Annotated in this window: 14 protein-coding genes; 11 read left to right on the top strand and 3 right to left on the bottom strand. The window is 63.8% G+C overall.

Annotation, left to right across the window (positions count from 1 at the left end; genetic code table 11):
* Positions 1 to 17: 17 nt before the first annotated feature.
* Positions 18 to 428, top strand: a complete 411-nt coding sequence (locus AC1DSJ_RS17785; protein ID WP_054422797.1) for a lysozyme inhibitor LprI family protein — start codon at positions 18 to 20, stop codon at positions 426 to 428.
* Positions 425 to 1,093 carry a DNA-3-methyladenine glycosylase I gene (locus tag AC1DSJ_RS17790; RefSeq protein WP_441371905.1) on the top strand — a complete coding sequence of 223 codons (669 nt, stop codon included), beginning with the start codon at positions 425 to 427 and terminating at the stop codon, positions 1,091 to 1,093. Before AC1DSJ_RS17785 ends, AC1DSJ_RS17790 begins: the two co-directional genes overlap by 4 nt.
* Positions 1,094 to 1,281: 188 nt before the next feature.
* On the opposite strand, the gene AC1DSJ_RS17795 is transcribed toward AC1DSJ_RS17790, so the two are convergent.
* Entirely contained in the window at positions 1,282 to 1,902 is a 621-nt protein-coding gene (locus AC1DSJ_RS17795; protein ID WP_054422794.1) for a TetR/AcrR family transcriptional regulator, read from the bottom strand.
* Between the two features lie 116 nt (positions 1,903 to 2,018).
* On the opposite strand from AC1DSJ_RS17795, the gene AC1DSJ_RS17800 reads away from it, so the two are divergent.
* The 8 genes from AC1DSJ_RS17800 (at position 2,019) to AC1DSJ_RS17835 (ending at position 10,094) form a co-directional block, all read left to right on the top strand.
* Complete coding sequence (locus AC1DSJ_RS17800) at positions 2,019 to 2,579, top strand: chalcone isomerase family protein (RefSeq protein WP_441371906.1); 561 nt, start codon at positions 2,019 to 2,021, stop codon at positions 2,577 to 2,579.
* Positions 2,576 to 3,865: an NAD(P)/FAD-dependent oxidoreductase gene (locus tag AC1DSJ_RS17805; protein ID WP_441371907.1), complete on the top strand. Its 1,290-nt coding sequence runs from the start codon at positions 2,576 to 2,578 to the stop codon at positions 3,863 to 3,865. The genes AC1DSJ_RS17800 and AC1DSJ_RS17805 overlap by 4 nt, the downstream gene beginning before the upstream one ends.
* Positions 3,862 to 4,680, top strand: a complete 819-nt coding sequence (locus AC1DSJ_RS17810; RefSeq protein WP_441371908.1) for a DUF1365 domain-containing protein — start codon at positions 3,862 to 3,864, stop codon at positions 4,678 to 4,680. Before AC1DSJ_RS17805 ends, AC1DSJ_RS17810 begins: the two co-directional genes overlap by 4 nt.
* Positions 4,670 to 5,899, top strand: a complete 1,230-nt coding sequence (locus AC1DSJ_RS17815; protein ID WP_245636312.1) for an SAM-dependent methyltransferase — start codon at positions 4,670 to 4,672, stop codon at positions 5,897 to 5,899. Before AC1DSJ_RS17810 ends, AC1DSJ_RS17815 begins: the two co-directional genes overlap by 11 nt.
* Entirely contained in the window at positions 5,896 to 6,318 is a 423-nt protein-coding gene (locus tag AC1DSJ_RS17820) for a nuclear transport factor 2 family protein (protein WP_441371909.1), read from the top strand. The genes AC1DSJ_RS17815 and AC1DSJ_RS17820 overlap by 4 nt, the downstream gene beginning before the upstream one ends.
* A 170-nt stretch (positions 6,319 to 6,488) precedes the next feature.
* On the top strand, positions 6,489 to 7,454 hold the full coding sequence (locus tag AC1DSJ_RS17825) for a bifunctional helix-turn-helix transcriptional regulator/GNAT family N-acetyltransferase (protein WP_441371910.1): 966 nt from the start codon (positions 6,489 to 6,491) through the stop codon (positions 7,452 to 7,454).
* A 173-nt stretch (positions 7,455 to 7,627) separates the two neighbouring features.
* Complete coding sequence (locus tag AC1DSJ_RS17830; RefSeq protein WP_082387030.1) at positions 7,628 to 7,807, top strand: hypothetical protein; 180 nt, start codon at positions 7,628 to 7,630, stop codon at positions 7,805 to 7,807.
* Between the two features lie 49 nt (positions 7,808 to 7,856).
* Positions 7,857 to 10,094 (top strand): phosphocholine-specific phospholipase C, encoded by a 2,238-nt coding sequence (locus tag AC1DSJ_RS17835; protein WP_054422782.1) that lies wholly within the window; start codon positions 7,857 to 7,859, stop codon positions 10,092 to 10,094.
* A 12-nt stretch (positions 10,095 to 10,106) separates the two neighbouring features.
* Here AC1DSJ_RS17835 and AC1DSJ_RS17840 read toward each other — a convergent pair whose 3' ends face one another.
* Complete coding sequence (locus tag AC1DSJ_RS17840) at positions 10,107 to 10,802, bottom strand: pentapeptide repeat-containing protein (RefSeq protein WP_441371911.1); 696 nt, start codon at positions 10,800 to 10,802, stop codon at positions 10,107 to 10,109.
* Positions 10,803 to 11,072: 270 nt separating this feature from the next.
* Between AC1DSJ_RS17840 and AC1DSJ_RS17845 the strand changes: the two genes are divergently transcribed.
* Entirely contained in the window at positions 11,073 to 12,233 is a 1,161-nt protein-coding gene (locus tag AC1DSJ_RS17845; RefSeq protein WP_175170297.1) for a BamA/TamA family outer membrane protein, read from the top strand.
* Positions 12,234 to 12,251: 18 nt separating this feature from the next.
* Here AC1DSJ_RS17845 and AC1DSJ_RS17850 read toward each other — a convergent pair whose 3' ends face one another.
* Positions 12,252 to 12,902 carry a response regulator gene (locus AC1DSJ_RS17850; RefSeq protein ID WP_054422778.1) on the bottom strand — a complete coding sequence of 217 codons (651 nt, stop codon included), beginning with the start codon at positions 12,900 to 12,902 and terminating at the stop codon, positions 12,252 to 12,254.
* Positions 12,903 to 12,932 lie beyond the last annotated feature (30 nt).

A 12,932-nucleotide genomic window follows, 5' to 3' on the forward strand; every position in this document is an offset into this window, starting at 1 on the left:
CAACAGGAGAAACGTTTATGCGTATCGCAATCGCCACGGCTGCCGCGCTGATCCTGGCGGCCAGCGCACAGGCGCAGCCGCTGAAAAATTGCAGCAATGCCGAAACGCAGACCGACATGAACCTGTGCGCCGACCAGGCCTATCGAACGTCCGACGCCGACTTGAACGCGGCGTACAAAGACGTCACGCAACGGCTGAAAGACGATAAGACCAAGCTGACCCAATTGCAGGCCGCGCAAAAGGCATGGCTGTTTTTTCGCGATGCGGAATGTGCGTTCTCGTCAGCCGGCACCACCGGCGGCAGCGCCTATCCCATGGTGCTGAGCCAGTGCCTGGACAAGCTGACGCAGGCCCGCACGAAAGAACTGCGCGCGTACCTGAAGTGCGAAGAAGGCGACATGAGCTGCCCCGTACCCGGTAAGCAATGACGATGCCAGCGCTTGAAGACGCAGCGGGCACGTCACCCGCGCCCGACAAGGCTGGCCTGATTCTTGATGCAGCGGGCGCGCCGCGCTGCTTCTGGCAGCCGTCAATGCCGGAATATCACGATCACGAATGGGGGCGGCCCGTCGGCGGCGACCGCCGGCTGTACGAGAAAATCTGCCTGGAAGGGTTTCAGGCGGGCATGGCGTGGATCACCATCTTGCGCAAGCGCGAGGCGTTTCGCGAAGCCTTCGATGATTTCGATTTCGAACGCGTGGCGCGCTATACCGAGCAGGATGTGGACCGCCTGATGGGCAACCCGGGCATTGTGCGCAACCGCGCGAAGATCGTGTCCGCCATCAACAACGCGCGCCGCGCCGTGGCGCTGGCCGAGGAAACCGGTTCGTTGGCGGGCTGGTTATGGCGGCACGAACCGCAGCCTGCTGAGCGGCCCCCGGCGATTGACCTGGATTACTGGAACAACAACCCGACATCCGCGGCATCCACGGCGCTATCGCGTGCGTTGAAAAAGCGTGGCTGGACGTTCGTGGGGCCCACCACCATGTACGCCTTCATGCAGGCCGTGGGCATGGTCAATGACCACATGAGCGGCTGCGTCTGCCACGCCGCCATTGAACAGGCGCGGGCCGGATTCAAGCGGCCTGGGTAAGCGCCGAATCCGCGCCGGGATCAGCGCCGGATTCATGCCGGGATCAGCGCCGGGATCAGTGCCGGATTCACGCCGGGATCAGCGCCGGGACCAGCGCCCGATTCACGCCGGGATCAGCGCCGGGACCAGCGCCCGATTCACGCCTGGGGTTTGCGTGCTGGGTTTGCGCCCCGGGGTGGCATCGGACGTCAGCGCGCGGCCAGTCCGTTAAACGTGGTGGTGATCAAATATTCGACGATCTCGTCGGGCTGGAACGCGCCGCCCATTTTCAGGAAGTTGCCCACCGGGTCGCACGACCGCGCGTAGATCGTGTAGAGGATCACTTCGCCCGGCAAGTCTGACGACAGCTCACCGCTTTCCTGCGCCGCCAGAATCCAGCCGCCCAGCGTTTCGGTGACCTGGCTCAAGCGTTCCAGGTAGGGCGTGTGCGTGATCAGCGCCTGCTGGATCGTCGACCGGGTGGACGGCAAGAGCGGCATTTCGTCGTCCAGGTGCGTCCGAACGGCCCAGCGCACCACTTCCTTCAGCCGGTCTACCGGCCCCAGCGATTCCGGCAGCGCCGCAATCACCGCCAGCGTGCGGTCCAGCAGCCGCGTCATCGACGCCGCCGCCAACGCGTCCTTTGACGCGAAATGCTTGTACAGGCTGGCCTTGGAAATCCCGACATCGGCCGCGACTTCGTCCATCGTCATCAGGTCATAGCCCTTCACCGCCAGCATTCGGTTGACCGAATCCAGGATGGCATCTTCGCGCAGCAACAGTTGCTGTTGTTTGAAGGACAGTTTCTTGACGGGGGCGGCAGCGGGCATGGGGGACAGACCATTCAGGCAGAAATTTGCCTGCATAGTCTAAATCTAAACTGCATAGTATTTTTTTAAACTTGATGGTTTAATCGTGACTAATCGGTTCACAACAAGGCGGCGACATGGCCACCCCGACGTCGAAACCCCTGGAAGTTGCGTTGCCGTCCGCGTTGCTGACGGCGCATCCCGCCGATTGGCGGCTGATCGGCCATGGCTTGCTCACGTGGAGCGTGTTCCGGCTGTATCACGCCTATCTCTATGTGCCCGCAGCGGCACCCGACGCATCGGCGCCCGAAGCAACGGCGCCCGACACGTCCACATCGTTTGATCCCGATGGCGACTTCGTCTTGATGCTGCGCTACCTGCGCAACATTCCGGGCGAGCAGATCGTCTCCACCTCGACCGAAGAAATTGCCCGGTTGACCGACACGCCCGCCGACGAATTGGCCGCCTGGACGCAGGCCATGCGCGAACGCTTTCCTGATGTGGCCGCGGGCGACCGCCTGACCGGCTGGTTTCGCCGCGGCGAGGGCGTGCGCTTTTTCCGTGGCGACACGCCGGCGGGCGATATCGACAGCCCCGCCTTCGCCCGCGCGTTCGCTGCCATCTGGCTCGACCCCCGTACCCGCAGCCCGGCCTTGCGCGCGAATCTGCTGGGCCTGAATCGTCAGGACGCCGCATGAACCGCGCCCTGTCCGCGCCGATCCCGCCGGGCGGCCGCATTGCGGTGGTCGGTGGCGGCGTGTCGGGCTTGAGCGCGGCGTGGCTGCTGTCTGAAAAATACAGCGTGACCTTGTTTGAAGCCGGCTCCTATGTGGGCGGCCACACGAACACCGTAGACGCCGAGGTCGACGGCATATGCTATCCGGTCGACACCGGTTTTCTGGTGCATAACGACCTGACCTATCCCAACCTGGTGCAGTTGTTCCGGCATCTGAACATTCCCGTACACGCCAGCGACATGACGTTCAGTGTGTCGCTCGCGCAGCCCGATCTGGAATGGGCTGGCACAAGCCTAGGCACCGTGTTCGCGCAACGCCGCAACCTGATGCGCCCCGCGTTCCTGGGCATGCTGCGCGACATCCTCCGCTTCAATCGCCACGCCGCGCGTTATCTGGCGCGTTGCGGCCCCTATGCGCTCTTGGGCGATCTGCTGGATGACGAAGGCTACGGCCAGGCCATGCGCGATTGGTATTTGCTGCCGATGGCGGGCGCCATCTGGTCTACGCCGCCCAGCATGGTGTTGCAGCAACCGGCCCGCACGTTTCTGTCGTTCTGCCTGAACCACCGCCTGCTGCAAGTGGCCGGCCGCCCGCAATGGAAAACGGTCAAGGGCGGCGCGCGCCAGTATGTGAATGCGATGCTGCCGCGCATTGCAGACGTGCGCGTGTCCAGCGCGGTGCATACCGTCAAGCGGCTGGCCGATGGCGTGGAAGTGCGGTCGGCCGGGCATGTTGACCGCTACGATGCCGTGGTGCTGGCCTGCCATGCGCCAACATCGCTTGCCATGCTGGATGCCAGCGAAGACGAACGCGACGTGCTGTCGCGCGTGCGCTATCAGCCCAACGTGGCCGTGCTGCACACCGACACGGCCTTGCTGCCGCGCCGGCGCGCCGTGTGGTCGGCGTGGAATTATCTGGCCGGCCCCACGGCGGATGCGCCCATGTCGGTCAGCTATCTGCTCAACCACTTGCAACCGCTGCCGTTCAAGCAGCCGGTGATCGTCACGCTGAACCCGCAGCAGGAACCGGCGGCCAGCAGCGTGTTGGGCCGGTTCGACTACGAGCACCCCGTCCTGGACGCCGACACCGTTGTGGCGCAAGGCCAGTTGGCCGGCATCCAGGGCCGCGCGCGCACGTGGTTTTGCGGCGCGTGGACGGGTTATGGGTTTCATGAGGACGGCTTGGCATCCGCCATCCGCGTTGCGGCTGACTTCGGCGTGTCGCCACCGTGGAGCACCGCGTCATGACAGTGGCGCTTACCACCGCCCCGATCGAACTCGCTCGCGCGCGCGTGGTGCATGCGCGCACCCGCCCCGTTGCGCACCGCTTCACGTACCCCGTGTTCTGCCTGCGCGTGCGCGTCGACCAGGCGGCAGAGATGGATGGACGGTCGTCATGGCTGTTCGGCGTCAACCGCCGCCGCCCCGTGGCGTTTCATTTTGCCGACCACGGCGACCGCAGTGGCGGCAATCCGATGGACTGGCTGCGTTCCCGGCTGGACATCGCCGGCATCCGTATGGACGTGGGCGCCGTGTGGTTGCAGAGCTTTCCCCGCGTGTTCGGGTATGTCTTCAACCCCGTCAGCTTCTGGTACGTGCATGACACCCATGGCGTGTTGCGGGTGCTGGTGGCCGAGGTCAACAACACCTTTGGCGAACGCCATCAATACGTGTTGCGAGCGCCAGACGGCGGGGCCATTCATGATGGCGAAGCTCTGCAAACCACGAAGGAATTTCATGTGTCGCCGTTCTGCCGCGTGGTAGGCGTGTACCGCTTTCGCGTGCATGAGCAGGGCGATACGCATCGCGTCGCCATCGACTACTTCGATGATCCCGCGTTGCCCGCGCCGTTGCTGCACACCGCCATTCAAAGCGTCGGCACGCCGCTGTCTACGGCGGCCTTGCTGCGCGCGCTGCTCGCCATGCCGTTCATGACGCTGGGCGTCGTGGCGCGCATTCACCTCCAAGCCTTGCGCCTGTTCTTGCGCAAGGTGCCATACCAACGCAAACCCGCTGCGCCGCCAAGCGAAGTGACCTACCCGCGCGAGGGCCATGATGAGTGAAGACGAACTCAGCGTTGAATGCGCTGCCGCCAGGCCCGGCTGGGCCGCGCGTGGATTGATGGCGATGGCGGCGCGCTTGCGCGTCGGCACGCTGGCCTTGACGGACCCATCGGGCGGGCACGCGCTGTACGGCGAGCCCGGCGGCGGGCCGCATGCCGAACTGATCATCCGCGATTGGCGGGCGGCGCCGGCCATCTTGCGACAGGGCGACATCGGCTTTGCGGAAAGCCTGCGCCGGGGTTGGGTGGACAGCCCCGATCTGCTTGCGCTGTTCACCCTGGCCTTGCGCAACGAGGCCGCATTGTCTCAAGCTGTGGCAGGCAAGTGGTGGGCGTTGCTGGCGCGGCGCTTGTCGCATCTGTTCCTGCGCGACAACACCCGCAAAGGCAGCCGCCGCAATATTCTTTCCCACTACGACCTGGGCAACGACTTCTATCGTTTGTGGCTGGACCCGTCGATGAGCTATTCCGCCGCGCTGTTCGGCGCGGATCGCACGGAATCGCTCCAGGCCGCGCAACACCGCAAGATCGACCGGCTGCTGGATGCCTTGAACGCCCGGCCCGGCCAGCACGTGCTGGAGATTGGTTGCGGGTGGGGCGGCTTTGCCGAGCGCGCCGCGCAACGCGGCTTGCACGTGCACGGCATCACCTTGTCCGACGCGCAATTGCAATGGGCTCGCGCGCGTATGCAAACGCAAGGGCTGGACGGCCGCGTCACGCTGGAACTGCGCGACTACCGCGACCTGGGCGCCAGACAGTACGACCACATCGTCTCCGTTGAGATGGTCGAAGCCGTGGGCGAGCGCCGCTGGCCCGTGTACTTCGATACCTTGGCCCGGAACCTGCGCAGCGGCGGCCGGGTTGCGCTGCAATCCATCGACATCGCCGACGCAGCGTTCGATACCTACCGGCGCGGCACGGACTTTATTCAGCAATACATTTTTCCCGGCGGCATGCTGCCCTGCCCACGCGTGATCCGTGAACAAACCGCACGCGCCGGGCTCGACATCATCGACGAACACGCGTTCGGCCTGGACTACGCCGATACGCTGCTGCGCTGGCGCCACGCGTTTGACGCGCAGGTGCAGGCGGTGCGCGCGCAAGGTTTCGACGACGCCTTCATCCGCTTGTGGCGCATGTATCTGTGCTATTGCGAAGCCGGCTTTCGAGAAGGCCGCACGGATGTCCGGCACTGGGTTTTAGAGAAAAGGACGCAATGATGAACGCACGCCTGCAAGAAATCGCGGCCTGGTTTGAAGCGCTGACGCCGCAAACACTGCCCAGCATTGATACCGTCTACGCGCCCGATGCGCACTTTGCTGATCCGTTCAACGATGTGCACGGCCTGCCCGGCATCGCACAGGTTTACGCCCACATGTTCCAGAATCTGGAGCAGCCGCGTTTTCATATCTTGCGGCAGGGCGGACAGGGCGTGGACGCGTTTCTGGTGTGGCGGTTTGACGGCGCGTTCCGAGGCCACGCGTTCGACTTCGAAGGGGCCAGCGCGCTGGTGTTGGACTCGCAAGGCTTGATCATCGACCACCAGGATTTCTGGGACCCGGCGGCGCATATTTACGAACGCATTCCGGTGCTGGGCGCCGTGCTGCGCCGGTTGCGGCGCAAAATGTCCGCTCGGTAGCGCGGTAGCGCGGTAGCGCGGTGGCGCGGTGGCGCCGTAGCGCCGTAGCGAGGTAGCGAGGTAGCGAGGTAGCGAGGTGGCCGGGTAGCGGGGTGACGCTGAAAATTCCTTGATTTGGTTGCGGCTCGCAATTATATTGGTTGCGAACCGCAACTTATTGGGGGCGCCCCATGGATCTCATCGATTTTCCTCCTCAGTCCCGTGAGCAGACCATCCGGGATTTGCGGGAATTTTCCCGCAAGCTGGTACGCGAACTTGGCTTCATGCGCACGTCGCTGGCCGGCAGCGATCTCGCCCCTTCCGCCGTACACGCCATCATCGAAATCGGTTTGCAGCCCGGCATTCAGGCGCGCGACCTGGCGGGGATTCTCAGGCTGGATAAATCCAACACGAGCCGCCAATTGGCCAAGCTGGAATCAGCCGGCCTGGTGACGCGTGAAACCGATACTGACGATGCGCGCGCATCCCGCTTGACCTTGACCGCGGCCGGCCTGGAGCTTCGTGCGCGCATCGACCAGTTCGCCACCGATCAGGTGTCGCGGGCGCTGCGCAAACTGGCGCCTGACGACCAGCAATCGTTGATCCGCTTCATGTCGCTGTATGCCGATGCGCTGTCACGCGAAAATCCCAACCTGGCGCCGCCCGCCACATCCATCAGCGATTCGATTCACGACGGCTATGTGCCCGGCTGCATTGGCGATGTCGCCAGCCTGCACGCGCGCTACTACGCACAAACGTCGGGCTTTGGCGTGTACTTCGAACGCAAGGTCGCCAGCGAGCTGGCTGCCTTCGCGGAAGGCCTGCCCGCACAGGGCAAAGGCATATGGCTGTATGTGGACGGGGGCAGGGTGTTGGCCAGCATCGTGATCGACGGCGATCTTGCGAAGCGCCAAGCGCACCTGCGCTGGTTCATTGTGGACGACGCCTTGCGTGGCATGGGCGTGGGCCGCGCACTGCTTGAGCGCGCGCTGGCCTTTGCCGACGCGCACTACGACGAGACCTATCTGTGGACCTTCAAGGGGCTGGACGCCGCGCGCCACTTGTATGAGTCAGCGGGCTTTGTGCTGACCGACGAATCCGAAGGCCAGCAGTGGGGCAGCGTCGTCGTCGAGCAGCGCTTCCTGCGCCGCCGCTGACCTCGCGTCTTACGCACATGACACGCGGATGTCCGCGTGGACATACGCCGATACAACGCGGCCTGAATCACCCCGTGAGGATTCACGGGGTTGTCACGTCGCGTTCCTAGACTCGCTGGGGTCTTGCTGCTTGAAAGCGGCATGAAAGTTTTTCCTCACCCCACCGACTCCCCATGCCTCCCAAACGCATTGCACGAACGCTTGCGGCCGCCTTGCTCGTGGCCGTCACCTTGTCCGCCTGTGGCGGTGATGATGACGACGAGCCGTCATCGCCCACTCCCGAGCCTCCTGTCACCGAGCAGCCTCAGCCTCAGCCGCCCGCGCCTGCGCCGCTGCTGCGATGCGCGCCTTGAACGCCGTCGCGCTGACTTGCCCTGACCTCAACGACCCAGAAGCCTCGAGATGAATTCACGCCGCAATTTTCTACAGACCGCCACGGGCGCAGGCTTTGCCGCCGCCGCGCTGGCCGCATTTCCGCCCAGCATCCGCCGCGCGCTGGCCATTCCGGCCAACAACGCCACGGGCACCATCAAGGATGTGGAGCACGTCATCATCCTGATGCAAGAGAACCGATCGTTCGACCATTACTTCGGCACGCTCAAAGGCGTGCGCGGCTTTGGCGACCGCTTCACCATTCCCCTGGCCAACGGGCGCCGCGTCTGGCAGCAAGAGCGCGCCAACGGCGCCGTGCTCACGCCTTACCATCTGGATGGCAGCACCCACAACGCGCAGCGCGCGGATGGCGCGCACCACACCTGGGTGGATAGCCAGGCCGCGTGGGACCACGGCCGTATGACGCAATGGCCCACGCACAAGACCGACATCGCGATGGGCTACTTCAAGGAACGCGAGATTCCGTTCCAGTTCGCGCTGGCCAACGCGTTCACTTTGTGCGACGCCTATCACTGTTCGATGCACACTGGCACCGACGCCAACCGCGCGTTCCACCTGACGGGCACCAATGGCGCGACGGCAGGCGGCGCGTCGTTCGTGAACAATGAGTGGGACTGGATCGACGGCCGGCCGGCGTCGCAGAACACCGGCTACACCTGGACGACTTATGCCGAACGGCTGGAAGCCGCTGGCGTCAGCTGGATTTCGTACCAGAACATGCCGGACGAATGGGGCGACAACATGCTGGGCGCTTTCCAGCAATTCCGCCGCGCGAACATCGCGTCCGGCTTTCCGGTATCCAGCGGGGGCGAGCCCGGCGTGCCGTACGCCAACACCGGCCAGGCATTGCCGTATCACGCCTACGACGCCGCCAGCGACAACGCGCATAACCCGCTATACAAGGGTGTGGCGAACACCTTGCCCGGCACCGCGCCCGAGAACTATCTGGACGCCTTCAAGCGCGACATCCGCGAAGGCAAGCTGCCGCAAGTCAGCTGGATGAACGCGCCGTCGATCTATTGCGAACACCCCGGCCCGTCCAGCCCGGTGCAAGGCGCGTGGTTCCTGCAAGAAGTGCTGGACGCGCTGACCGCCGTGCCCGAAGTCTGGAGCAAGACGGTGGTGCTGGTGAACTTCGACGAGAACGACGGCTACTTCGATCATGTGCCGTCGCCGTCTGCGCCGTCGCCCGATTCGGGTTTGGGCAAAGCGGGCAAGTCCACGCTAAGCGATACGGACATGGCGTTTGAATATTTCTCGCATCCGGCGCCCGCCGGCAGCAGCAGCCAGCCCGCGCCGGATGGCCGCGTCTATGGCCCTGGCCCGCGTGTGCCGATGTTCGTCATCTCTCCCTGGAGCCGTGGCGGTTGGGTCAATTCGCAGGTGTTTGACCACACCTCGGTGCTGCGCTTTCTGGAAGCGCGTTTTGGCGTGCAGGAACCCAACATCAGCCCATTCCGCCGTGCCGTGTGCGGCGACCTGACCAGCGCATTCAATTTCCAGACGCCCAACACCGAGGCCTTGCCCACGCTGGCCGGACGCAGCACCCGCAGCGCCGCCGACCAGTTGCGCAGCGCACAGGAAGCGTTACCCGCCATGCCTTTGCCCACGGATATGCAGTTGCCCATTCAGGCCAGCGGCACGCGTCCGTCACGCGCCTTGCCGTATGAACTGCACGCCAGTGCGCGTTGCAGCGCGGTGGGTACGGTGGAATTGCTGTTCTCCAATACCGGCACGCAGGCGGCGGTGTTCCATGTGTATGACCGGCTGAACCTGGACCGCGTGCCGCGGCGCTATGTGGTGGAAGCGGGGAAGTCCTTGTCGGATACCTGGAATGCGTTCCAGGACAATCTTGGCCGGTATGACTTGTGGGTGCTGGGGCCGAACGGCCTGCATCGCCACTTCAAGGGCGATACCAGCCGCATCGCGGACTCGGGTGTCGCGCCCGAGATCCGCGTTTGCTACGACATCGCCAATGGCGACGTCTATGCCGAGCTCATGAACGCGGGCGCCAATGCCGGTGACTTCACGGTGACGGCGCTGGCCTATCGGCAGGACGGCCCGTGGAAGCAATCCGTGGCGGGCGGCGCAACGGCATCGTTGCACTGGGCGCTTGCCGAAAGCGGACAGTGGTATGACTTCGCCGTCACGTGCGCCAGCGACCCGGCTTTCTATCGCCGCTTCGCCGGGCGAGTGGAAACGGGCAAGCACACGGTGAGCGACCCGGCGATGGGCGCCGAAGGCTAACGCCCGTGCGCGTCAGATCACACTGATGCGCAGCTCGGCCAGCAGCGCGGCGGCCTGCGTCTTGGAAATGGTGGCGCCGGCCAGCCGCGCGGCGGCGGTCAGGTCGATGCCGCTTAAATCCACTTCGCGCAGGTCGGCGCCTTCAAAGCGCACGTTTTTCAGGTTGGCGTTGCGCAGGCTGCCGCCGTGAAAGACGGTGTCGCGGAAATCACTGCCCGCAAGATCCGCATCTGAAAAGTCCAGCTGCATGAGGGCGGTTTTGCGGAACGACACGCCGCGCAAGAGCGCACCGACCAGCAAACATTCTTCAACCGTCCAGCCCAGGCAGGCGATGCCGTCGAAGTCGGAACCGGTCAGTTTGCATCCCTGGAACCGGGCGGCGGCCAGGCGCGCACGGCGCCAGTTGGCGTTGTTCAGATCGCAGTTCTGGAAGACCGCGTCGCTGGCATCTACCGACGCAAAATTGGCACGGCCGCCCCGGCAACGCACCCAGGTGGTGTCGGCCAGCGTGGCGCCCTGAAACGAGGCGTCGGCGATGGCGCAGGCGGTGAATTGCGCGCCGCGCAGATCCAGCCGGGAAAAGTCAGCGTTCTGGAAATCGCAGTCCTGGAAGAACAACGGGCGGCCCGCCGCTTGTTCAAGCAGCGCCTGCATGGCGTTGCGGTTCACTTCCTGGTCGGTAATGGATTCAAATGCGTCTTGCGTCATGCCACGGTCTCGGTTTGATGCGCCCGAGCAATGTAGACGCAAAGGCGCGGCGTCAGCTCGGGCAAGCCCCAAAGGATACCAAGCCAGAAGCGCCGCTTCCGCGCTTGTGAAACAGCCTGTATTTCTTTACTGTTTCGTCAGCCGGTTTGACGTCCGCAGGCCGGCTTCCTCCCGTTCACGCAAGTCAAGTCGTGTTGAAAGGAACCGTCTATGCAGGTGCAGGAAGGGGGGGCCAGCCATCGGCTTGAAGCAGGTCCCCGGATGAAAGCGATGCGTCGGGGCCGATGCGCCCGGGCGATCACGGGTTGGGCGATCACATTTTGGGCGATCACCGTTTTGGCCTTCACGGCGCTGGCCTTCAATGCGCACGCCGCAGATTCCGCCTCGTTCACAGACACGCAGGATGGGGACTTCGACACCAGTGATTTTCTGTTGCACCGTAAAGGTGTCATGCCGATTCCCATCGTCATCACCGAACCCGCGGTGGGGTACGGCGGCGGGGCGATGCTGCTGTACTTTTCGGAGTCACTGGAAGAGGCCGGCAGCGCGCCTCGCGAAGAGGGTGAAAAGGCGCCGCCGAACGTCACCGGCATCGGTGGCGCGCTGACCGAAAACGGCAGCCGCTTTGGCGGGCTGTTCCACTTTCATACTTGGGACGGCGACCGCTACCGCTATCTGGGCGCGCTGGCCCACGGCCGGATGAACCTGGATTACTACGGCAAGCTGAATGTCGGACGAAGTTACGAGCTCAAGGGCACGTTTCTGGTGCAGCAGCTGCTGGCGCGCGTAGGGGATTCGCGCTGGTACATCGGGCCGCGCTACACCTACTTCAATTCCACGACACGCTTCACGGGGGACGCCGCCAGCGAACTTAGCTCGGCTGACCAGCAGGGGCGCATCGGCAAGCTGGGCCTGGTGGTCGATTACGACAGCCGCGACAACATGTTCTACCCCACGAAGGGCAGCTATGCGGAAATTGAGGCGCAGTTTGCGCGGGGCTGGCTGGGCAGTTCGCAGTCGTTCGATACCTACAGCGCGCGCGGCTACACGTGGATGCCGTTGAATCCAGAGTGGAACCTGGGCGTTCGTCTGGACGGCCAGACCACCAGTGGCGCAGTGCCGTTTTACGCGCAGCCGTCCATCGATTTGCGCGGCGTGTCGCGCGGCCGCTATCAGGACAAGACTGCGCTGGTGTCCGAGCTGGAGTTGCGGTGGAACGTCACACCGCGTTGGTCGCTGCTGGCGTTCTCGGGGCTGGGCAAAGCCTACGGCCGCTGGAATTCATTCAGTGAAGCGCCCAACGTGGTCAGCGTGGGGACGGGCTTTCGCTATTTGATCGCTAAGAAAATGGGCTTGTCCGTCGGTATCGACGTGGCTCACAGCAAGGATCAGAACGCGTTCTATATTCAGGTGGGCAGCGCCTGGCGCTAAGGCCAGGGGCGGACGGCGTTACTGGAAAATCTCGGTTTCTACGCAGAACGCCACCAGTTCCTGGTCCGTCTGCACGTTCAGTTTTCGCATGGCGGATATCTTTTGTCCGCTCACGGTCTTGACGCTGCGCTTGAGCGTCTCGGCCACTTGCATCATGGATTCACCCCGAATGAAGTGGCGCAGCACTTCGAATTCCTTGGGGGACAGGCTGTTGATGCGTTCGCCGATGAACTTGGTGCGGGAATCTACCGTGCCGTCGCGCTGAAACCCGGGGGGATAGTATTTGCGCCCGGCTTGCAGCGTCTGCAATGCCGTGACAATTTCGGCCAGGTTGTCGCGCTTGAGCACCACCGCCGCAACCCCTGCGTCATACAGTGCTGAAATGATCATCGGGTTCGACACCATCGTCAGCACAACGACCTGCGCGCGCGGAAAATGCCGGGTCAGGTATTTCACCAGCCGGATGCCGTCGCCATAGGTTTCATCGCCGGGCATGGAGTAATCGGTGATGACTACATTCGGCAGATCTTGTGTCAGGTGTTCGACCAGCTCGGTCGGGCTGGCCAATGTTGCCGTGACCTCAAAGCTGAGATCCTTATCGAGCAGATCGCGCATGCCCATAAGCACAAGCGGGTGATCGTCTGCCAAGACTATTCGAAGTCGTTCCATGCGGGGACGCGGAGTATTGATGGGATGAAT

The organism is Achromobacter sp. 01N37, from assembly GCF_056399725.1.